We start from the raw sequence: 24263 nt of genomic DNA on the forward strand, positions 1-24263 counted from the left end.
TCAAAATCATGAAAAAAGCCTTAAGAACCCTAAGTTTTGTTGTTCTCGCCCTCGCTACTGCAAGTTGTAGAGAATATGTCGAGATCGACCTTGTCGGACAACGCGAACTAAAATATACCGACGACTACCAAAGTATACTCAACACCAGCTTGCAAGTGGAGCAATCTTTTTATTATCCTATTTTAGCGAGCGACGACATCTACTCAACGGATGAAACCTATCTAAACCGGCTGCTCGTAGCAGACGCGAATGCCTATACCTGGCGTAGTGACATCGTTGGAGACAATGCCGAGGATACGGATTGGTCAAAGCTCTACAATCAGATTTATAAATTCAATTTGATAGTAGCAGAAGTGACCGATAGCCAAAATGGCACTGAAAGTCAAAAGAAAAATATTTTGGCCCAGGCGAAGGTACATCGGGCACTTAACTATTTCTACCTGGTCAATATCTATGCGAAACAGTATGATTCAAACACCGCTGCTGGTGACCTGGGTGTACCGCTATTGACCAAACCAGATCTATATGCCCGTTTGGACAGAAAGTCGGTGCAGGCGATCTATGAACAAATCATCAGCGACCTCACCAGCGCTATGCCCGATCTATCTATAAAAGCGAATGTCAATATTTTAGCTTCCCAGGTTGCTGCAAAAGCCCTATTAGCCCGGGTGTACTTACAGATGCGAAATTACGACGCGGCCCTACAGTATGCGGAAGAAACACTTGGCATTCAAAGTGGACTCGTTAACCTTAATCAGTACATTGCGGCACCCAACACGTATCCGGCAACCTTCAATGACCCGGAGGAAATCTTGATCAAGACGCCGGGAAACAGCTCTCCTACATTAGCCCTTAACCCTGCGCTATTAGCCCTCTTTGAAGAAGGCGATTTACGTGGCGAGCTATTTACTGCAGAAGGTTCAGCCTTTGGTACGTGGAATGCATTTGCCGGGAAGGGTTATTGGAAACACCGTATTATCAGTCAGAACGGAAAAGTAACCAACGGACCAAATGTTCCCGAGATGATGCTGATCAAGGCCGAAGCGCTAGCACGTAGTGCTAACCGAGCTACCGAAGCCGTTACGGTACTTGATGATCTACGTCGCACACGCTTCCGGCCTGAAGACTTTACCGAATTGTCGTTAAGCGATCCCTCCGAAATTCTGCATCAAGTGATTGCAGAGCGTCGCAAGGAACTTATGGCTAAAGGTCTTCGCTGGTTCGACCAAAAACGTCTGGCCAATGAACCCGGGTTTGTTACCACGCAGACGCGTACTTACAAGGGAGAGACCTACACGTTGGAACCCAATAGTAACCGATATGTTTTGCCTATAGCAAGCAAGTATATCGTGCTTAATCCAGAAATCGAACAAAATCCGAGGTAGTCTACCATCTAAATCTCATCAGAACGGTGCATCCTGATTTGCACCGTTCTTTCCTAGGCAATGCATCTATTTATCCAATAGAATCACTGTCCTTGGAAGCTATATCTTAAAAATACAGAACGAATGACAACAAATGAAGATACCCCTATCGTACAGGTAGTCAATCTGTCACACCGGTACAATGTTCAATGGGCCATCAGAGATATCAATTTCGAATTGCGAAAAAATGGCATCTATGGATTACTAGGAGCAAATGGGGCCGGCAAATCGACCACGATGAATATCATGTGCGGTGTATTGAATCAATCCGGAGGCGAGGTGCTGATCCGTGGGATCAATATGGCCGAGCATCCCGTACAAGCAAAAAAACACATCGGTTTTTTGCCACAACAGCCGCCATTACTCCCCGAACTGACGGTAGAAGAATACCTGATCCATACCGCCAACCTGCGGTTAATGCCCGCTGAAAAGATTCCTGAGGCATTAGATAAGGTCTTGGCAAAATGCAATATTGCCCATTTTCGAAAACGCCTCTTAAAAAATCTATCTGGAGGTTATCAGCAGCGTGTCGGCATTGCGCAGGCCATTATCCATGAGCCGGATTTTGTCGTACTCGATGAACCCACCAACGGGCTCGACCCCAATCAAATACTTGATGTAAGGCATCTGATCAGGGAAATTGCACAAGAACGCACGGTAGTTCTTTCCACGCACATCCTACAGGAGGTACAGGCACTTTGCGACCATATCTGGATGATACATGAAGGACGGATGGTGTTCTCCGGGTCGCTCGAACAGTTTGACAGTCAAGTCGCACCAAACAGTGTGGTGGTAAGTATGATCTCTCCACCATTAACCGAAGAGCTGCATAAGCTACCGGGCGTGGTCGATGTCGAACCCCTGGGCAGTGTCAAATTCCGTATACGGTCCACCAATACACAAGAGCTCGTTCAGCAACTGGTCGAGCGCAGTGTACAAGAAAAATGGAATCTGATTGAAATATATTCTGAGAAAAGCTCATTGGAAACCGTATTCGCTGAGATGACAAAAAAGAAGAGAAAAGCATAAACCCCCTGTTCAAAACATGAAAACAACATTAAAAATTGCAAAAACTGAGCTACAGGTTCTTTTTTATTCCCCTGTCGCCTGGCTTATCTTAATGATATTCACCTTTCAGATCGGATTTTTATTTACCCAATCGTTTGACGGTATGGTGCGTACACAGGCCATGAGAATAGATCTTAATAACGCTACACACAGCCTATTCTCTTCCGCTTGGGGCGGTATATACCCCAAAGTACAAAGCTACCTGTACCTCTACATGCCGCTGTTAACCATGAGTATCATGAGCCGTGAGTACAGTAGCGGTTCCATTAAGCTTCTTTATTCATCTCCCGTTACCAACAGCCAGATTATTCTGGGTAAATATATCGCCCTACTCCTATTCGGGCTTACCCTCACCCTGTCGATTGCATTGCTCGCTATTTTCACCACGTCTACCCTGGTTAATACCGATATAGCTCCCATATTAACGGGTTTACTTGGGCTGTTCCTTCTGCTATCTGCCTACGCAGCGGTTGGCCTCTTCATGTCATCACTCACCAGTTACAATATCGTTGCCGCCATCGGTACGCTTTGTGTATTTGCCATGATGAATTTTGCACGCGGTCTATGGCAGGATATTCCTTTTGTACGCGAGATCACGTACTGGTTGGCCATCAATGGCCGGGCAGACACCTTCATCGCGGGGCTGGTCACCACCGAAGACCTACTTTATTTCCTACTGGTCGATCTACTGTTTGTATCTTTTACCATATTTCGGTTGCAGTCGGTACGCAAAAAGCAATCCGGCACACAGAATTTTATTAAATTCGGTGGTATTACATTGGTTGTATTCCTTTTAGGCTACTTCACCACCCTACCTTCCTTCAAAGGTTACTACGACAGCACCTATCAAAAACGCAATACGCTCACCGCGAGCAGTCAGGCTATTATGGCAAAACTCGATGGCGACTTTACCATTACGACCTATGTCAACATGTTAGAAGGCAACAACTTTATTGGTCTGCCCTCTTCATACAAATCCGATGTAGGCTCATTTGAAAAGTACATCCGTTTTAAGCCGGAGACCAAGATGAAATACGTATATTACTATCACGATGCAGACAACCCCGTGCTCGACCGTCAGTTTCCAAACCTGAATACCGAGCAGCGTCTAGATACCCTTAAAAAGTTCAACAAATGGAATTTTGACATCCTTCCCTACAGTGCCATTCAAGATCAGGTTGATCTATCAACAGAAGATTACCGTTTTGTACGCGTACTAGAACGTGAAAATGGTCAAAAAACCTTCCTGCGTGTATACAACGATAGGATCAGGGTACCCTCCGAGTCCGAAATCAGTGCTGCCATCAAGCGCTTGGTTATGGACGAACTTCCAGTAGTAGGCTTTGTCACCGGCCATGGCGAGCGCGACAGCAAATCCACACAAGACCGTGGTTACAAGACCATAACACAGGAAAAAACATTTCGTTATTCGATGATCAATCAGGGGTTTGATTTCAAGGAGATCGATCTATCCACCGAAATTCCCCGCGACGTTAACATCCTAATCATTGCCGAACCGCGGCAAGCATACGGTACCGAAGAGCTGGCTATCCTACACCAATACATTGCACGAGGAGGCAACATGATGCTGGCTGCCGAGCCCGGACAGGAAGAAATATTTAACCATCTGGCCCAGCCCCTGGGTGTTCAGCTGCAACCCGGTGTACTGGTCAAAAATCAAGAAGCCTTACAACCCGATTTGTTAACACTTAGCCCCACGGCTGCAGGAGCAGATTTTTCGTACTACTTAAAACCCATGACCCGCCGACAAGAAGTGATTACCATGCCAACCGCCGTGGGACTTTCCATTGTAGACAGTTCGCTATTCACAGCCACCGTCCTTTTCGCAACAGATAGTACCGGTACCTGGAATGAATTAGAAAGCACAAATTTTATCGACGACAAGCCCGTGCTAACGCAAGAGGCCGGGGAAGAAGAAAGAGCACATACAACGGTGCTTGCCCTTTCGCGAAAAGTTTCCGATAAAGAACAAAAAATATTGATTACCGGCGATACCGACTGGATCAGCAACAGTGAGCTTTTTATTTCCCGCAATGAGGTCAATGCCAGCAATTTTTCACTGGTAAGTGCTGCATTTTCGTGGCTCAGTGATGGTGAAGTTCCAGTAGACATGCGTCTTCCAGATCCCATAGACACCACCTTACGCATTGGAGAAGGCTCCTGGAAATATTTTGAGATACTATTTAAGTTAATCATTCCATTGATGATGCTCGGCACGGGGCTTGTCATCTGGATCAGAAGGAGAGGGCGCTAATCATGAGTTTATTAATCGATAAGCAAACACGGGATGATCTCGGTATCTTTGCCCAACGTGGCAAAGAATCGATCTTCAGTATCTACAACAAAACAGCTACGTCCGGCGGATCCGAGCTATTAGAAGAGTGGTTTACCTATCCACTATCCGACGGCATCGCTATTCAGGAACGGATTGATACCATTCGGTATTTTATGATCAACCCATCGCCATTTCCATTTCAATCCACCTGGTTTGATCAGGCACTTTTTTATCTTGATATGGCCGATGAAAGAAGTCGGTTACAACAAGATGGGCGATCGTTTAAGCAGCTGGTGCAGTCTCTATTAGGTGCCGATACCGACTATAAAAAGATCGTCGCAGGCATTATCGCCTGTAGCGCCATCCTTCACAGTTGGAAAGAAATACTACAACAGTCGAATACCGTTGCAAACAGTATCTATGCCAAACAATTGCACAAGCTTGCTGAAAAAATGGAAGGCAGTGCGCTAGCATCCTTTCCGCATCTAAGCGAAAAACAAAAGCTAAGCCGCGAGCAGGTTGTTCAATTTGACAACGTGCTTCGGTTTGAGGAGAGAGATCTCTTTCTGCGTATGCTGCGCGATATCTACACGTTGGATGTCTACCTCTGTGCGGCAGGTGTCGCTCGCGAACAAAATTTCAATCTACCCGAAGTCAACACATCCAATGACGAGAAGTTAGCCTACGAAAAGGTGTGGCATCCACTGGTACAAGGAGCACGTGGTAATGACCTGCTGATGGATAAATCAACAAACATCACCTTTCTTACCGGTGCAAATATGGCAGGTAAATCCACCTTTATGAAATCATTAGGCATTGCCCTCTTTTTGGCACATATCGGATTTCCCGTACCGGCCCATAAATTGGTTTTTACCCCGCGCGACGCTATTTACACCTCCATCAACCTGCCTGATAATATACAGATGGGCTATAGCCATTTCTACGCCGAAGTGCTACGCATCAAGAAAGTCGCACAGCAACTCGCCGAGGGCAAGAAACTATTCGTTGTGTTTGACGAAATGTTCAGAGGTACAAATGTCAAAGATGCGTTCGAAGGCACCGTAGCCGTCGTGTCGCAGTTGTACCAGCATCCCGGGTGTCAGTTTGTAATCTCAACCCATATTCTCGAGGCAGGAGAACAACTGGCGAGCCAGTTTACCGATATCCAGTTCGTTTATCTGCCTACCGTTATGCAGGGCGGCACGCCGACCTATACGTATGCCCTTCAACAGGGCATTACTGCCGATCGGCACGGTATGATCATCATTGAAAACGAGGGTATAATTGATTTGTTAACCCCTCAAAAATCTACACAAGCATGAGCTTCATTACGGATACCCAAACCTTAAAGGACCTCAACATCCTTGGAAAATATAGGCGGGATTCCATATTTTCCCTTTACAATCAAACCAGTACATTTGGCGGCGAGCGACTATTGGAAGATATGTTTCAAAATCCGATGGCTAACCTTGCAGACATCAAGCACCGCGGAGCCGTTATCGCATTTTTTCGCCAACAAGAGAAGCCTTTCACGATCGATCTGGATGATTTAGAACGCGCGCAAGGTTTCGCCAATAGTTATGCCAACAATTCATACCTCGGTAGCGTATTGACGGTAGGCCGACAAACCGTGTTGGCAAAGTTGGGGCTTAACGAAGAGCAGAAACATTATGAATCCGGTGTAAGGGCCTTACTGCGTTTACTGGTTGCCCTTGGCGACTATCTTTCCGTTCTTCGTGCGGGCGATCGGGAGCAGGTGCTGCAGTACACCCCCCTTCACGATTCCTGGTTGAACAATACGGCAGAGGTTGCACGTTTGCAACTGGAAGTAGCACAAAATGAAGACTTCATTCCACTTCAGGTCGCGGCCAAATGCGATTACTATCTACGCAATAAATGGGCTACAGCAATACAAGATAGCCTCGCCATGCTCTACTACATCGACGCTTACCAGGCAATAGCCGCTGTGGCTAATGCGCGTAATTTTGTCGCGGCAGTTCCCTGTGAAACCCATCTGCAGCACATCGAGATCAAGAATGTCTATCACCCGACCGTTCCAAATGCGGTAGGCAACGACCTGTGTTACCGCAAAGATGAAAACCTGATCTTCCTCACGGGAGCCAATATGGCCGGAAAATCGACCTATATGAAAAGCCTGGGTATAGCCATTTACCTCGCCCATATGGGGCTTCCAGTAGCTGCAGATGCGATGTACTTCTCTGTAAAGGATGGGTTATATTCTTCCATCAACGTGGAAGACAATATTGATTTAGGGCATAGCCATTATTATGCAGAGGTGCTACGCGTAAAAAAAATAGCAACTGCTGTGCACGCAGGCAACAGCCTGCTCATCATCTTCGATGAACTCTTTAAAGGTACAAACGTCAAGGATGCTTTCGAAGCCACCCTTGCCGTCACCAGCGCATTTCAGCGGCATACCAATTGCCAATATCTAATCTCTACCCACATTGTAGAAGTCGGTGAAAAGTTGCAGGAAAATACACCCCAAGTACAATTCATTTATATGCCCACGGTGATGAAGGCGCAGGTACCCACTTACACCTATAAATCCAAGATAGGCATCAGCAGCGATAAGCACGGTATGGTACTCATACAAAAAGAAAACGTGCTTGAATTATTAGAAAAAAGTAGAACAAAATTTTAGAACATGCGATACACCCCACTATTTTTCACGTTACTGGCACTCTTGCCAGCAACAACAAATTACACCTATGCTACGGCGGTGGCCCCGAGCCAACAGGTGGCCAATCACCCTAACGACGAAATACCGTTAAATCCCAAGGTCAAAGTAGGCAAGCTCGCCAATGGCTTCCAGTATTTCATTATGCAGAATACCGAGCCTAAGGAACGCGTGCTGTTCTATCTGGCCAACAAGATAGGTTCCTTACAAGAAACCGATAAGCAGCAGGGATTGGCCCACTTTCTGGAACACATGAATTTTAACGGCACCGAACATTTCCCGAAGAATGCACTAATCGACTACCTACAAAAGGCAGGCATACGCTTCGGTGCAGATCTAAATGCGTACACTGGCTTCGAAGAAACCGTATACCAACTTCCGCTTCCCACTACAGATCCTGAGCTCTTGAAGCAAGGCCTCTTGATCATGCGCGATTGGGCTGCGGGCGCTTTATTAGAAAGTGAAGAAATCGATCAGGAACGAGGCGTTATCTTAGAAGAGAAGAGGCAACGCGACGGCTTATCCAATCGCCTGCAGGAAAAGACTTTTCCAATGCTAACGAATAATTCGCGCTATGCACACCGCATGCCCATTGGCACCGAAGAGGTGCTTAAGAATTTCAAACACGCCGAGATCCGTAAGTTTCATCAAGACTGGTACCGTCCCGAGCTCCAGGCACTCATCGTCGTTGGCGATATCCAGCCAGCGGAAATTGAAAAAGCCATCATCGAACAGTTTTCGGGTCTTAAAAATCCACGGAAAGCGCCGAAACTACAGCACTATCCTATTGCGCTTACCGGTAAAAATCAATTCCTTGCTTTTACAGACGAAGAGGTTACGCAAACATCACTACAGATACTGTATAAACAAGAAGCCGAGAAGACTACCCGTGTAAAAGATTACAAGACTTCTTTGGCAAAGAATCTCTTTATTCAACTCACCAATACCCGATTGGCCGAGCAGACACGTCGGGCAGCCACACCGTATCTCAATGCCGCACTCAGCAACAGTGCAATGGTAAGCAACCTTGAAACCAACGGCATACAGATTATGCCCAAACCCGGCGAGCTACAAGCTAGCATCGACTCGGTGTACTACATACTGGCTCAAATCAAACAATACGGGTTTACCGAAACCGAAATCGAACGACTCAAAACAAGCTATCATTCCAGCCTGGATCAAAGTCTAAAAGAATATGACAAAGCCGATTCCAAGTCGTTTATGGATCAGATTCTGGCATATTACCTAAAAAACGAACCAGCACCATCCTTTGATTACCTTTATCCAATTTTAAAAGATGCCGTTAACGGGGTTACGCTCCAAGATATACAGCAGTACGCGACAGATTTTGATGGACTCAAGAATCGGGATATGATTCTCGTTCATACCAAAGAGACCGAAAAAGTACCCGCAGAACAGGAAATCAACAGCTGGTTAATTGCTGCACAGCAGCAGCAGGTACGTCCTTATGAAGAAGAGCAGGTCGCTAACACCTTGTTGCCAAACTTGCCGGCACCGGGGAGCATCTTAAGCGAAAGCCGGGATACAACAGTACACACACAAACATTACTTCTGAGCAACGGCGTCAAGGTAATTCTAAAGCCTACTTCGTTCAAGAATGATGAGATCCAGATTACGTCTTTCAGTCCCGGAGGATATTCGCTTTACGACCTAGCGGATTACCAATCGGCTGTAAATGCAACAAGTATTGTATCCAATAGTGGATTGGGGCCATTTAATTCACTTCAGCTTTCACGCTACCTTACCGGAAAAAACGCGTCCGCATCGCCATTCATCAACGAGATTGGCGAAGGAATAAAGGGCTATGCTACAAAAGAAGATCTCAAAACCACTTTCGAGCTAATCTACGGTTACTTTAATGCCACGCGCCTGGATAAAGACCTCAACGAAGCCAATCTCGAAAAGAGCAAGCTCGCACTACAGAACCGACACTTGCAGCCCAGCAACGTCTTTTCCGATTCGATAGCTACCATTCTTTACAATCACGATCCACGCAAAACTGCACCTACCGCAGCCAAGATCGACCAGATCGATTTAGAAAGATCGCTACAGATTTTTCAAGAACGCTTTGCCGATGCGTCAGACTTTACGTTTGTTATTGTGGGCAACTTTGATCGCGAACTCATTGATCCCTATATCGAGCAGTATCTTGCTACATTGCCAAACTTGCAGCGCAAAGAACAATTCCGGGATAATGGAGCCTATCCTCCGGCAAAAGGGATGGCCGTCGATATTCGTAAAGGACATGATGATAAATCCACGGTAGCTATGGCGTATTTAGGAGCATACGAAGGGTACAGTGAATACAACAACCTTTTGATAGGCGCCTTATCCAGCTGTTTAACGGTCAAGCTCACCGAGCGTCTACGCGAAAAAGAAGGCGGCGTATATTCGATCAGTGTATCACCTTCCCTCGCAAAAAATCCACGTAAGCGATTTGGCATGAACATCTCTTTTACGACTGGTCCCGAGCAGGTCGAAAAACTCACATCAGCTGTTGTTGAAGAGATCGAGCTGATCCGGAAAAATGGTCCGATTCAGGAAGACATTGATAAATACATTGCGGAAAAGCTCTTGAGCAGCGATCAACAATTGCAGGCGAACGGATTTTGGCTTTCCTATCTATTGAGCAGCGCAGTCGATCAGCTTGATCCGGCACGTATCTTTAATGAAAAAGAAGCTATAAAATCGATTACCCCGGCCAAAGTTCAGGAAATCGCACAGCGGTACCTTGATCCATCCAGTCTGTTTAAATTTGTGCTGTATCCAGAGAAATAAATAGGCAGACAGTTGCAAACATTACCAGGGCATTCCAAGCGCCCTGGTAATTTTACATATTATTTTTTATTCAGCCTTTCCAAAAGCCAGTCCGTTACTTTCAGATTCTGCTCAGCGTGCGTCCAGTGTCCTGTTTCCTGCAGAAGGTAAAGCTCTTTCGGCGCATTTATCAGATTGTATGCCGCGTAATACGATGTGGGAGGACATACCTCATCGTTATATCCCCAGGTATAAAATCCAGGTACGGTAACATAACGCGCAAAATTAACCACATCGTAATACGCAGAGACTTTGATCTTTTGGGCCGTTGCCGCATCAGATACATCAGCTGTGTTAAACATATGTGGCCATCCTCCTGCCCTACCATGCACGTAGCCTGTAAGATCGCATAAAGCGGGGTAATTTGAGACAAGACCTTTTACCCGCTTATCCAGAGCCGCCGTGACAATGGACAATGCCCCGCCTTGGCTTCCACCTGCCACCAGCATGTTCTCTCCATCAAAATCGGCGAGCGAAGTCAGAAAATCAACAGCTCTTACACAGCCCAGATATACCCTTTTGTAGTAATATTGATCACGGTTATCGAGGTTAAAAAATGGATAATCTTTTAACGCACCGGAAGCAAGCGTGTTATACAGTTCCGCCGGATACGTAACCGGAATACCATGAATACCAAGCTGCAGCGCGATAATTCCCTTCTCGGCCAGTTGTGTGGATCCATCATACGGACGAATCCCTGCACCAGGTACGTGCAATACGGCTGGATATTGACCTGCTTTTTTTGGTCTGCTCAGGATGCCGTACATTCTGCTTCCCGTCTGATAGTTCTGAAAACTGACCTGATATACATCTACCGTTTCCGTACCACGTTCGGGCAGCAACACCATCTTTGCATCCAGCGGTAGCTGCTGCGCCTTCTCTTTCTCTCTGCTCCAAAAGGCCATAAAATCATCCGGTAAAACCTGTGTCGGCGAAATAGCTTCCGGAGCGAAAGCAGCGGTAGCGATTCCCCGATAAGAACGACCATCCACTTCGACGGAGACTTCACAGCGCAAAAATCCGGGCTTCTTTAAGTCCGCCGCTGATCCTACCGTACTTACTTTTGACTTGAGCAAAGATTTGCCGGTCTGTAGTGGTTTCATCTTTTCCGGTCCTATACTGTACGAGATTTCCACATCTGTCATCGGTACCTGGTTGCGGATCACCCGCACTTCAAAGGAAGCCTTCTCACCAAGGGCATACGTCCAGTCGGACTTATCCGGACTTACCAAGACCTGGATTAATTGATTATTTCTAGATTGTGCAAAACCAGAAAATATAAAAATGCAAAGAAAAAGTACAGCAAATAGATTTCTTAAAAAACAACTTTTGTTCATGGATAAGGTCAATAAAGGTTTACATATCATTTCCCGTTAAAGCTAGCCAAAATTTCATAAAATTGCAATCAGCTCCGTATTTCCTTTCGCATAAAGATATAGTATGAAATCGCAAAGCATACGACCGTCGCCGCAATAAGTGCACTTAGTTGTGGCCATACGATCAGGAGACTGTCGCGAACGCCAAGGGGTGAGGGGATTGCTCCGATCATCTGTTCCATTGATACCGGGCCAAGACTGCGGACCGAAGGGGTCAACAGCGTGGTGGTTGCATCGGTATAAAGCTGCCCGGGAGAAAGTCGCAGTAGATTCAATATCACCTCATTGTATTTGATCAACTGCGCTTCCGACAGGTAATTTGGATTGGGTAGCACAGCATGTACAAGCAGATTGATCACGATCGGAAAAAAAACCGTAAAAAACAACCAAATACCAATAGCGGTGAGCGCAGACGTCGCGGCCTGTTTAAACCGGATGGAAAGCAAGATGGAAAGACTAAGCCAAAAGCCGATGTAGATCACGCTTAGGATCACAAATCCAAAAATCCGCAAAAACTCCTGCGGCTCCATCCGCACACCCGTTGCGATGAGACCACCACCGATCAGGAATAGAATAAGAGCGCTCAGCAGTGTACCCACGATAATGAGTGGCCCTAGAAATTTAGCAATTAACAGGTTGTCCCTATAAATAGGTTGCGCCATTAAACGGGTAAGCGTTCCGCCATTCCGTTCGGAGTTAATGGCATCAAAACCCAGGGCAATACCGAGCAGTGGGGCCAAAAAATTCAGAAACACATGGAATGCCGGCACCGAATTATCGGTATTGGTCAATAGCTTTAAGTATAAAAAAGCTTGATCCGGATCCTGTGCATTATTAATCACGTTTCGTAAGTTAGCCGATGACACATACGTCGAGGCGACAAATGTTAATAGCACCAGCAAAATCAATACGATGAAACGCCAGCTCCGGATATGGGCAGCCACCTCTTTATTAATTAATACCGTAAGGGGGTCAGATCCTGTCTCTGTGTTTCTTGAAAAAAGACCTTTGAAAGAAACCGTTAAATTTTTCATTGGTATGAAGTGTATTTTTATTCTCTTGAAAATATTTCTCGTAGATATCGTCTAAGCTATACTCTTTACGCTGCACGCCTATGATATCAGCACGATGTGTTACCAGTGTACGTACGATATCCGGCGTCAGATCAGCGGTCGTCTGGATCTCCAGCACGCTGCCTTTAACAGACATCGTTTGAAAGCCCGGCAATTGCTCCAGATCTGCCGTAACCGCTTGAAGTACTAAATCATCTGCACTCTGCAGCATTACCGTAGTCGTATACCCCTCTTTGTTGAGTAAGTCCTTAGCGAGTGTTTGGATATTACCCTCGACCAAAAGCTTCCCCCCTACAAATATGCCCACCCGATCACATACGCGCTGCACTTGCTGCAAATGGTGTGAGGAGAGCAGCACCGTTAACCCTTGTTCCCTACTAAGCTGTTTAATCAGCAACAAAAATTCGTTAACACCGCTCGGATCAATACCCAGAGTAGGTTCATCCAGGATGATGACATCGGGTTGCTTAATCAATACATCGGCAAGCCCCAGCCGCTGTTTCATCCCCCGCGAGTAGGTTGCCGTTTTCTTATGCGCTACGTGTGCCAATCCCACGGTTTGCAACATATCCACCGAGCGTGTCTGCGCATCGGTTTCCGACAAGCCGTTGAGGCGGGCAATAAAACTTAAATTTTCGAGCGCGGTCATGTTGTCGTAGAAGCCTACACTGTCTGGCAGATAGCCCACTTTTTTCTTAACGGCTAGGGGATTTCGCGTAGCATTATGCCCACAAACGTAAGCTGTGCCGTGGTTAGGTTCGGTTAAGCCAAGCATCATTAATATGCTCGTAGTCTTTCCCGCGCCATTCGGCCCGAGTAAGCCAAATATTTCGCCTTTCGCAATAGACAGGTTCAGGTTATCGACTGCCGTCAGCGCCCCGTACCGTTTCGTCAGACCGGATAATTGTATTATCGAATCGTTCATCATTCATCCTCCTATCTTCGTCCGTATTTCCGGATGAGATAATAGACCAACCCAATGGCAATTAAAATAATAAGTACACCGATCCAGCCTGAAAGCATGGATGTCTTCACCACGGCGCGGAAAGACACTTCTGCTGATCCATTTGGATTTTTCGCGGTAAATTTCGCGACATAGTCGCCAGCAATCGTCTTGTCGGGCACTTTAAGATTAATCTTTACATCAACGGTTTTTCCCGGTTCGATCTGTTTGATGTTGGCTGGCTCGAAGGCAGCTTCCCATTTGGTCGGGAGCTGTGAGGTAAGCTCTACATCATTGAGCGGCAGCGTACCGGTATTCTTTAACACCACCTGTATTTCTTTACTGCTTCCGGCCACCACTTCATCACTCAACAGACCTGTCGGTGTTGTCATCTCAATACTGTAAGAACCCTTTACCACCGCCTCGAGATTCAGCGTTAGCGTATCCTGCTTGGATACAGCCCGCACGGGTACGTTATATTTATTCGGTTTAGAAGAATGCGTTGCGCTAACCTCTATGCTGATATCTTGCATCTGCCCAGCTTCCAAGCGGATCGATTTCACAAAACTGCCCTGTACCCTGTAGCTGATCTGCCAACCCGCAGGCAACTGGGCATCAAGGTCGTACAGGGTAGCTTCTCCGGCTGCATTCCGTAGGGTGGCATTATACCGGAAAGGTTCGTTAGCAGCCGCTTCGATGTTAATTAACTGTGCTTCGAAAGCAGATTTGGCATTGCTTTGTGTTGCGGGCTGCTGCGCATAAGCCTGACGACTGCAGCTAAAGAATAGCGCGAAAAAAAGCGCAAAAAAAGTAAAACGTTGTACGTGTGTAGATTGTAATTGTGTTAACATAATCCAATAACTAAAATTTATATAATGTATAGAATAATAGTCTTAAAAAATGCCTGGTAAATATACCGGTCGCTAAGTTTAAAATTTCGGTTACAAATTAAAATATTCGATTTCAAAAAGTCAAGTGTCTTTTTAAAAAAAATAAAAATAGCTACCGCTTAACAACTTCTTTCATTTCATTTGAAAGATATCTACTGCGTGGAAACATCTATGGGAATAACGGCAAAAATCTCCACGTTTAATTATTATAATCGAATGTACAAAAAAAACAAATATAGCGGAATGCTGGGGGTCGATACAGTCATGCCAAACAATCGCTGCTGTACGCTGTTTTAATAAATAGGCGCCAGTACGCCGATACAAGGATCTGTCGTCAATGTAACGACCATGTCCATCCAAAAACAAAATTATTCGAATGCAAGGTCAAGAAAATTCCAAGACACATACGCTCACCGTGATCGGTTGCGGCGATGCCTTTTCCAGTGGGGGCAATGCCCAAACCTGTTTTCATGTCCAATCGCCATCAGGTGCCTTTTTAATCGACTGCGGTGCGGGGGCACTGGCCGGACTGAAGAAAAATGGTTTACCCCTGGCCGACATTGATACGATCATTATTTCGCATTTTCATGGCGACCATTACGGCGGTTTACCGTACTTATTATTGGAGGCCGCAAAAGAAAAAAGAACCCAACTACTGACGATTATCAGTCCACCGGGATGCGAAGAAAAAATCGAACAACTGCTTGAACTGCTTTACCCTGGCACCGCAGTACTAGACAAACTGAACCTGCAATTTATTTCGTTTCAGGCCGGCGAAGACGTTGCGTTGTCCCACCTTACCGTAACCCCCATTCGAGTGGCCCATAAGCCCGAAAGCCTACCGCATGGTTTACGTATACATACTGCAGAGAAAACGATCGGCTATTCGGGCGATACGAGTTGGACGGAGCGTTTGGTCGATATCGCTGCAGACACCGATTTATTTATCTGCGAATGCTGTTTCTACAATACGGAAGTAGATGGTCACCTCAATTACCTGGAATTGTCGAAACATATCGATCGTTTTAGCGCAAAAAAGATAATGCTCACCCACTTTGATGAAGAAATGATAGCGCATATGGACAATGTCGCATTACCACGTGCAAATGATGGTTTACGCTTAGCGCTGTAACGATCTACCTATGCCATCTCGGCTTTTGCGAGCTACCGGTTTATCAAAGCATCCCTATCCCATTTCCAAAACGGGCTCGCCTTTAATCTGCTGCACGATCACCTGCCGGTGCTTCGTCCCCCATTCGGCGAGGCTATGGATAATGGGCAGTAGGTCTACGCAGTAATCCGTCAAACTATACGCTACGGCAATAGGTTGCTCCGATACGACGGTGCGTTTCACCAATAGGTTTAGCTCCATATCCTTGAGCTCCCGGCTCAGCATCTTGCCCGAAATGCCTTCTACCTCCTTCAGAATTTCGGAATAGCGCCGCGTTCCAAAACCCAGTAAAGAGATAATGGCAATCTTCCACTTCCCATTTAATACATCCATCGTATCGTGTACCGCTGCAATCCGTTTGCTGCAGGCACTAAAATCATGGCCTACGCAAGGCGCATTATCCTGTTGATTTTCCATAAAATGTCACTTAGTTACTCCAATGTTACTATTACTTTTTGTCACCTAATGACAAAAGTAAACTAAATAGTTGGATATTTGTATCGGTTTAACATATATAATTAGCATATGAATTTACAAGACACCTTATCATGGCGTTACGCTGTGAAGAAGTATAGCGACCGACGGGTCGAAGACGACAAAATACGCCGGATCCTAGAAGCGACGAACCTAAGCGCATCTTCGGTGGGCATACAGCCTTACCGGGTAATCGTGGTTGAAAACAAAGAGCTGCGCCAACAACTTGGGGAGGGTTCATTCAATACACAGATCGCCGAAGCCTCTCACCTCTTGGTATTCGCCGCATACGCCAATATCGACCAAGCGATGATCGATGATTATATGGCGCGTACAGCCGCTATACGGTCTATGCCACTGGAGCAATTGACGGATTTCAAAAACAAACTGGAATCTTTTTTACTAGCCCGTCCGGCGGAAGATAACTTCACTTGGGCAGCGCGGCAGACGTATATCGCATTAGGTACTGCGTTGATTGCAGCCGCCGACGAAAAAGTGGATACTACTCCTATGGAGGGTTTTGATCCCGCACAGGTGGATCGTATCCTTGGTTTAACGGAGAAAGGCTTACGAAGTGTTGTCCTACTATCATTGGGCTATCGCGACGAAGCAGGCGATTGGCTGGCATCCCTTCCGAAAGTACGATTGGACGTCGAAGAATTTGCACCGCTGGTAGGGTAAATCAGTCGCATCGAGTTACGTTGTCTTTATCAGAAGGTATCCAAAAAGGTCGCTACTTACAAGAAAAACGCGTCATTGCGAGGAAGAATGACGAAGCAACCGAACGCAGTGAGCTCATGATTACCATTGAAGGTAAACTCGAATGAATAATCTGCGTTTTAACATCGTCAGATTGCTTTTTATCAGCCCCACAACCCCATACACAGCCCTGATAGAGAAAAATTCCTTCGGAGCTGCTTCGCGGTCACCATCGTCCCTCCGGTTCGCAATGACGACGATGGTGTGCTTTTTAGACAGCCTTATAGTTAGTTATTCACTTCAATAATACTGTTAACACTTCTTGTCCCCTATAACAGTCCAATACCGCCTACTCGGTATCGCAGTCCGATTTCGTGTGTATTGGTTGATATCCGCTGGTTCAATGTGCTACTTTTCGGACTAAGTTGGTAACTGTATCCCACACCGAAGTTACCGAAATTCAGTTGCATCATCGCCGAAATATCGCCTTGGTTTTGAACGCCCAGTCCTATACCTATTTTCTTTGCCATAAATACCATGGCGTTGATGTCGTATCGCGCAGGCTGGCTTTGCATATGACCCACCAAGAACGAAGGTCTGATATGGAACATGTCATCCAGCTTAAAAATTGCACCTCCGGTGATGTAGTAAATTCTCGAAAACTCATAATCTTGATTATCTTCCCGCAGTAAGGAAAAACGTGGCATGGAAACGCCGACATAATACCGCTCTGGGCTATAATAGGAGGTACTTATACTTAATATCGCATCCGTTTCACGAATGTTCTGACTAAAGGACGGATCTTGATCATCCAACTGACTATAATCCCCTGAGAAGTGAAGAAAACCTCCACCCATGGAAAGGCTCAAAAACTCGTTATCCGAGAGCCGCACTGATTTTGCAAAATAGGCGGCGAATTCCGTCTCCTTAACAACACCTAATGTAGCATGTTTAATATCCACACCCACTGATCCGCCAATCTTTTCAAACCCTACATTACCTGTTGCCCACAGCGATTTTGGCGCGCCATCCACGCCCATCCACTGACTCCTACCCAATATAGAAACACTGCCTCTGCTATCCATCGTGCTTAACGAATTGTTAAAGGCATTCCGAAGCTGTCCGAATTGATTGTATGCAACACCATGTTGGGCGTGGCTCTGTAAGCAAGCCACTAACCCACATAGTATCATCATAGGTAGTATGATATTTTTTTTCATGTTATACAAATTGTCCATTAATGCGCTAGTTCGTTTGTCTTCTAATTACGAAAAATCCTTTTTCTCTTTTTACCTCTCCGTTAACCATAACATCGAGGTAATAATAATACGTCGCATCGATTTGATACGCTCCGGTAAAGACACGGTCGCGATTATTGTAGCTTTCTATCACATCTAATACTTTTCCCGACTTGTCAAAAATGGTAATTTTATTATCCGGATAATCGCCGATCCCTTCGATCATTAAAAATTCATTGATACCATCCCCATTCGGTGATACCGCTTGATGTACACGGATAGGAAGTTTTGCACCTGGATCCGCGACTACTTTTATCTCCACCGTAACGGGGTCTGCAGCTTCATAGTTGGCATTACCATCTTGGATAGCCGTAACGGTTACCGTCCCGAGACGATGAACGTGCAGTGTGGTACCGGTTACGGTTGCGATGAAATTATCATCCACGGTAAGCGTGACAGGTAAATTGCTATTTGCACTGACATCTAGGTCAACATCGCCTGCATTTCTTAACAGCGGCCCGGGTGATGTAAAGCTAATTTGCTGTGCCGCTTTCTTGATCTCCAAGACCGCAGCTAACGCGATGCCTTCATAATTCTGTGATGGTTCAATAGTTGCCGTCACCTGGTAAATCCCTGCATTTGTCTGCACATTATTTGTGTAATTCACGACAAGTCCAGTCGGAAGATTACCTTGAATTTCGATTGATTTTCCCGTTCCATCATACACAAAAATTTCGTCTTCCAATGTTATACCTGTTATAGCCGCTCTGGTAACGGTCAGGTCAGCGGTTAAGATCAGGTCGTTATAATTCGCACCTGATACCGTTGCCGCTACCTCCTGTGTACCCGCATCTGTACGGCTGTTGTTCGCGTAGCGCACTGTTGTACCCACCGGAAGCGTACCTGCGATTGCCAGTGACTTCGCTGTACCGTCGTAAACAAACGATGCGTCAGCAAATGTAATATCCGACACATCGGCGATATCTGCTCTGGTGATGGTCAGGTCAGCGGTTAAGATCAGGTCGTTATAATTGCTACCACTGACCGTAGCCGTTACCACTTGTGTACCCGCATCTGTGCGGCTGTTGTTTTCGTAGCTCACTGTGGTGCCTGATGGAAGCGTACCCGCGATCGCCAGTGACTTCGCTGTACCGTCGTAAACAAACGATGCATCAGCAAATGTAATATCCGACACATCGGCAATATCTGCTCTGGTGATGGTCAGATCAGCGGTTAAGATCAGGTCGTTATAATTACTGCCACTGACCGTAGCCGTTACCTCCTGTGTGCCCGCATCTGTACGGCTGTTGTTCGCGTAGCGCACTGTTGTACCCACCGGAAGCGTACCTGCGATTGCCAGTGACTTCGCTGTACCATCGTAGACAAACGACGCGTCAGCAAATGTAATATCCGACACATCGGCAATATCTGCTTTGGTGATGGTCAGGTCAGCGGTTAAGATCAGGTCGTTATAATTGCTGCCACTGACCGTAGCCGTTACCACTTGTGTACCCGCATCTGTGCGGCTGTTGTTCGCGTAGCCAACTGTTGTACCCACAGGAAGCGTACCCGCGATTGCCAGTGACTTCGCTGTACCGTCGTAAACAAACGATGCGTCAGCAAATGTAATATCCGACACATCGGCAATATCTGCTTTGGTGATGGTCAGATCAGCGGTTAAGATCAGGTCGTTATAATTGCTGCCACTGACCGTAGCCGTTACCTCCTGTGTACCCGCATCTGTGCGGCTGTTGTTCGCGTATCCAACTGTTGTACCCACAGGAAGCGTACCTGCGATTGCCAGTGACTTCGCTGTACCGTCGTAGACAAACGATGCATCAGCAAATGTAATATTCGCCACATCGGCAATATCTGCTCTGGTAATGGTCAGATCAGCAGTTAAGATCAGGTCGTTATAATTACTGCCACTAACTGTTGCCGTTACCTCCTGTGTGCCCGCATCTGTACGGCTGTTGTTCGCGTAGCGCACTGTTGTGCCTGTTGGTAGTGTACCTGCGATTGCCAGTGACTTCGCTGTACCATCGTAGACAAACGATGCGTCAGTAAACGTGATATCCGACACATCGGCAATATCTGCTTTGGTGATGGTCAGGTCAGCGGTTAAGATCAGGTCGTTATAATTACTGCCACTAACCGTTGCCGTTACCTCCTGTGTACCCGCATCTGTACGGCTGTTGTTTTCGTAGCGCACTGTGGTGCCTGATGGAAGCGTACCCGCGATCGCCAGTAACTTCGCTGTACCATCGTAGACAAACGACGCGTCAGTAAACGTAATATCCGACACATCGGCGATATCTGCTTTGGTGATGGTCAGGTCAGCGGTTAAAACCAGGTCGTTATAATTCGCACCTGATACCGTTGCCGTAACCTCCTGTGTACCCGCATCTGTACGGCTGTTGTTCGCGTAGCGCACTGTTGTACCCACCGGAAGCGTACCTGCGATTGCCAGTGACTTCGCTGTACCATCGTATACGAACGATGCATCAACAAATGTAATATCCGACACATCGGCGATATCCGCTTTGGTGATGGTCAGGTCAGCAGTTAAGATCAGGTCGTTATAATTCGCACCTGATACCGTTGCAGTAACCTCCTGTGTACCCGCATCTGTACGGCTGTTGTTCGCGTAGCGCACTGTTGTGCCTGCCGGAAGCGTACCTGCGATTGCGAGTGACTTCGCTGTACCGTCGTAAACAAACGATGCATCAGCAAATGTAATATCCGACACATCGGCAATATCTGCTCTGGTGATGGTCAGATCAGCGGTTAAGAACAGGTCGTTATAATTACTGCCACTGACCGTAGCCGTTACCTCCTGTGTGCCCGCATCTGTACGGCTGTTGTTCGCGTAGCGCACTGTTGTACCCACCGGAAGCGTACCTGCGATTGCCAGTGACTTCGCTGTACCATCGTAGACAAACGACGCGTCAGCAAACGCAATGTCCGACACATCGGCAATATCTGCTTTGGTGATGGTCAGGTCAGCGGTTAAGATCAGGTCATTGTAATTGGCACCGGATACCGTTGCCGTTACCTGCTGTGTGCCCACATCCGTGCGGCTGTTGTTCGCGTAGCGCACTGTTGTGCCTGCCGGTAGCGTACCTGCAATTGCCAGTGACTTCGCTGTACCGTCGTAGACAAACGATGCATCAGCAAATGTAATATCCGCCACATCGGCAATATCTGCTCTGGTAATGGTCAGATCAGCAGTTAAGATCAGGTCGTTATAATTACCACCACTGATCGTTGCCGTTACCTCCTGTGTACCCGCATCTGTACGGCTGTTGTCTTCGTAGCGCACTGTTGTGCCCGGCGGAAGCGTACCCGCAATTGCCAGTGATTTCGCTGTACCATCGTAGACAAATGATGCATCAGCAAAGGTTACACCAGTGATAGTTGTTGCGTACTGCACACTAAGTAAGTCAGAACCACTATTACCATTATTACCAATATTAACCACTGCATCATTCGGTATAGAAACATGTACGAATCCACCTGCGGTAGGAGCCACTGTAAACGTGTATGTAATATTGTCGCTTGTTTTTAAGTCGCTCGGCACTCCATTATCTACGGTTATATCGCCTATTACAAACCCTGTTACCGCCTCACTAAACGTCGCCGTTACCGTGAACGGCCCGGAGACAGGCGAAATTGCAGACGTCGAAAGTACGACAGAAGGAACCGATGTATTAACGCGTATATTTTCCGTACTAGGTATATTATTTAATAGTGTCTCCGCCTCATTCCCTGCCGCATCTGTGATAGCCAGACTATTGCGGATCGTGTTATGTAATACGATACCGTCCATGTCCTGTTCGCCCGGCGCAACGGTGTAGCTAAAAAATATTTCGTCCGAACCAGATCCGTCAACATACGAGGCATGTACCTCTGTATCACCGATTACGACCGTCAAACTAGGCGTATATGCGAAGGTGGACACTGTGACGATTTCGTTAAACTTTACACCAAAGCGCAATACATCTCCACCTTTATAGTAACCATTTGCAGGTAATACAACACCGATTGAAACGGGAGCTGTATTGGCACAGAATTCCGCATCTCCGACAATGGTCCAGCCATAGTCTGTTATTAATTTTTGTCGGGCATCTTTTCCCGTACAATATTTTAACCCTGATGCGCCCAACGGCATACCAGCTTTGAAACCTCCAGCAGCAGCCCAACCCTCCAATGTAGCATCGTAATTTTGTTGCGATAATCCGGAGCCATTCAGCATATCCTTGAGACCTCCATATATCAAATCATTCAGCATATCGTCGACGTACGTCATTTTCGCAAGATCCCAGCCACCAAGATTTTGATCAAAAGCAGACGCACCTAGAAACATCGCCTCCATACCGGTTACGTTCGATACATTCCAATTTTCGAGAGAGTGGTTAAAAGCCGAAGCATTCCGAAACATCGACCTCATATCCATTACCTTTGATACATTCCAATTCCCAATAGGCTGGTTAAATGCGGCCGCACCATCGAACATTTCTATCATTGAAACCACATTCGACACATTCCAATTGGCGAGCGGTTGATTAAAAGCCGAAGCACCGCTAAATAAACAAACCATATTCGTCACATTTGCCACATTCCAATTTCCAATAGGTTGGTTAAAAGCAATGGCTCTATTAAACATAGCATACATATTTGTTACGTTAGATACATCCCAGTTTGTCAGACTGTGGTTAAACGAAGTCGTTTGCGTGAACATATTGTTCATATCGACCACCCGGGACACATCCCAATCGTTCAGATCCGAATCGAAGGAGCTACATTCTATAAACATTTGATCCAATCTCATATTCGGGGCAAATACCGGCGCATCCGTATCCGATTCTGTGGTCAGATTAACACATCCTCGAAAGGCCCTATCCATAGTAGTCCACACCTGCGTACCCCATTGCGCTATCGTTAATAATTTAGCATCATTCGTACTACTACTACTTCCACTCGCAAACTGAATAGCTGGAAAACTTCCCGTAATCGAAACGGTATGTACGCCGGGGGTCGTGTAGGTATGTGTCGCATTACCTGTATGAGCGGTAGCTGTACTTCCGTCTCCCCAATTTACCGTGTAGTTATAACCAGACACCTGCGAATTTATGGGAATAAGAATACTTTCGTTGGCTGAAGTTGTTCTCCAAGTGGTTACAAATGCACCAGCAGGATAAGCCTGTGCCAATACGTGCGCATCGTGCGCACAAATAAGAGCAAGCAGGATGGATAACCGAAAAAGAAATTGTTTAACCGACAGCGAGGTCAATCTAGTTAAAAAGTTGGGTAGGTATCTTTTCATAACGGTACAAAAAGACAATTTTTAACGGTTTCATTTCACCCCTCTTTTGGGGGGGTAGCCGTTAAAAAAACAGCCTACTTGTATTTTCGGCTGATTAGTCCATGCCGGCTATTAACTTCCAATTTTTTATAGATGTTCTTGATATGGTATTTTACTGTTTCAAGCGCAATATCCAGACGAATAGCTACCTCCTTGTTCGTCAGCCCCTCTTCAATCGCCGCCACAATTTGCTCTTCACGGGGAGTTAGATTCTCGGCCGCATCCTGGCTATTTTTCGGGTTAAAGTACTCGACGACCAGACGTGCGATACCGGGAGACATCGGTGCGCCGCCATCATAAAGCGAAATAACAGATTCTTTAATTTTCTGTAAGGGCGTCTGTTTCAATAGGTACCCTGATGCCCCATTGCACAGCGCTTGGAATACCCGTTTAGCATCGTCATATACCGTAAGCATAATCACCTGGCACTTAGGCGATTTCTTTTTTATCCGAGAAATCCCTCTAATCCCGGATTCTCCGGGCAGACCAATATCCGACAAGACCACATCCAAAAATAAATGGTCTTCCCATTGCGCCATAAACCGTTCCACCGAATCTGCCACCACCAAACATTCAAATCCTTGCTGTTCATTAAAAAAATTGAGCAATGCAGCACGTATCTGTTCGTCGTCTTCTATTATGCCAAGCCTTATCATATGCTAAAAGTAATGTATAACGTCCATCCCGTATATCCCTCTTTGGGGTAG

General features: G+C 46.3%; 16 protein-coding genes. 8 read left to right on the forward strand and 8 right to left on the reverse strand.

Annotated elements, in window-relative coordinates:
* The first annotated feature begins 8 nt into the window (after positions 1–8).
* From C4F40_RS09245 to C4F40_RS09270, 6 genes are all read left to right on the forward strand, one after another.
* Complete coding sequence (locus C4F40_RS09245; RefSeq protein WP_196939034.1) at positions 9–1385, forward strand: RagB/SusD family nutrient uptake outer membrane protein; 1377 nt, start codon at positions 9–11, stop codon at positions 1383–1385.
* Between the two features lie 123 nt (positions 1386–1508).
* On the forward strand, positions 1509–2453 hold the full coding sequence (locus C4F40_RS09250) for an ABC transporter ATP-binding protein (RefSeq protein WP_196939035.1): 945 nt from the start codon (positions 1509–1511) through the stop codon (positions 2451–2453).
* A 16-nt stretch (positions 2454–2469) separates the two neighbouring features.
* Positions 2470–4767, forward strand: a complete 2298-nt coding sequence (locus C4F40_RS09255) for a Gldg family protein (protein ID WP_196939036.1) — start codon at positions 2470–2472, stop codon at positions 4765–4767.
* Positions 4768–4769: 2 nt separating this feature from the next.
* A complete protein-coding gene (locus C4F40_RS09260) occupies positions 4770–6110 on the forward strand; it encodes a MutS-related protein (RefSeq protein WP_196939037.1) in 1341 nt (446 codons plus the stop codon).
* Positions 6107–7453, forward strand: coding sequence for a MutS-related protein (locus C4F40_RS09265; protein WP_196939038.1), 1347 nt, complete (start codon positions 6107–6109; stop codon positions 7451–7453). The genes C4F40_RS09260 and C4F40_RS09265 overlap by 4 nt, the downstream gene beginning before the upstream one ends.
* A 3-nt stretch (positions 7454–7456) precedes the next feature.
* Positions 7457–10288, forward strand: a complete 2832-nt coding sequence (locus tag C4F40_RS09270) for a M16 family metallopeptidase (RefSeq protein WP_196939039.1) — start codon at positions 7457–7459, stop codon at positions 10286–10288.
* Positions 10289–10347: 59 nt separating this feature from the next.
* Here C4F40_RS09270 and C4F40_RS09275 read toward each other — a convergent pair whose 3' ends face one another.
* From C4F40_RS09275 to C4F40_RS09290, 4 genes are all read right to left on the reverse strand, one after another.
* Positions 10348–11664 (reverse strand): acetylxylan esterase, encoded by a 1317-nt coding sequence (locus tag C4F40_RS09275; RefSeq protein WP_196939040.1) that lies wholly within the window; start codon positions 11662–11664, stop codon positions 10348–10350.
* Between the two features lie 68 nt (positions 11665–11732).
* Entirely contained in the window at positions 11733–12737 is a 1005-nt protein-coding gene (locus tag C4F40_RS09280; RefSeq protein WP_196939041.1) for an ABC transporter permease, read from the reverse strand.
* Positions 12676–13704, reverse strand: coding sequence for an ABC transporter ATP-binding protein (locus C4F40_RS09285; protein WP_231389978.1), 1029 nt, complete (start codon positions 13702–13704; stop codon positions 12676–12678). The genes C4F40_RS09280 and C4F40_RS09285 overlap by 62 nt, the downstream gene beginning before the upstream one ends.
* A gap of 8 nt (positions 13705–13712) precedes the next feature.
* Positions 13713–14570: a COG1470 family protein gene (locus tag C4F40_RS09290; protein WP_196939042.1), complete on the reverse strand. Its 858-nt coding sequence runs from the start codon at positions 14568–14570 to the stop codon at positions 13713–13715.
* Between the two features lie 415 nt (positions 14571–14985).
* On the opposite strand from C4F40_RS09290, the gene C4F40_RS09295 reads away from it, so the two are divergent.
* Positions 14986–15741: an MBL fold metallo-hydrolase gene (locus C4F40_RS09295; protein WP_196939043.1), complete on the forward strand. Its 756-nt coding sequence runs from the start codon at positions 14986–14988 to the stop codon at positions 15739–15741.
* Between the two features lie 54 nt (positions 15742–15795).
* Here C4F40_RS09295 and C4F40_RS09300 read toward each other — a convergent pair whose 3' ends face one another.
* Positions 15796–16197 carry a winged helix-turn-helix transcriptional regulator gene (locus tag C4F40_RS09300; RefSeq protein ID WP_196939044.1) on the reverse strand — a complete coding sequence of 134 codons (402 nt, stop codon included), beginning with the start codon at positions 16195–16197 and terminating at the stop codon, positions 15796–15798.
* 108 nt (positions 16198–16305) lie between these two features.
* Between C4F40_RS09300 and C4F40_RS09305 the strand changes: the two genes are divergently transcribed.
* A complete protein-coding gene (locus C4F40_RS09305) occupies positions 16306–16935 on the forward strand; it encodes a nitroreductase family protein (RefSeq protein ID WP_196939045.1) in 630 nt (209 codons plus the stop codon).
* A gap of 347 nt (positions 16936–17282) precedes the next feature.
* On the opposite strand, the gene C4F40_RS09310 is transcribed toward C4F40_RS09305, so the two are convergent.
* The 3 genes from C4F40_RS09310 to C4F40_RS09320 all read right to left on the reverse strand — a co-directional run bounded on the left by C4F40_RS09310 (position 17283) and on the right by C4F40_RS09320 (position 24212).
* Positions 17283–18173 (reverse strand): PorP/SprF family type IX secretion system membrane protein, encoded by an 891-nt coding sequence (locus tag C4F40_RS09310; protein WP_196939046.1) that lies wholly within the window; start codon positions 18171–18173, stop codon positions 17283–17285.
* Positions 18174–18198: 25 nt separating this feature from the next.
* Complete coding sequence (locus tag C4F40_RS09315; protein ID WP_196939047.1) at positions 18199–23517, reverse strand: BspA family leucine-rich repeat surface protein; 5319 nt, start codon at positions 23515–23517, stop codon at positions 18199–18201.
* 74 nt (positions 23518–23591) lie between these two features.
* Positions 23592–24212 carry a response regulator transcription factor gene (locus C4F40_RS09320; RefSeq protein ID WP_196939048.1) on the reverse strand — a complete coding sequence of 207 codons (621 nt, stop codon included), beginning with the start codon at positions 24210–24212 and terminating at the stop codon, positions 23592–23594.
* Positions 24213–24263: the final 51 nt, after the last annotated feature.

The organism is Sphingobacterium pedocola, assembly GCF_015209965.1.
Classification (GTDB): Bacteria; Bacteroidota; Bacteroidia; order Sphingobacteriales; family Sphingobacteriaceae; genus Sphingobacterium; species Sphingobacterium pedocola.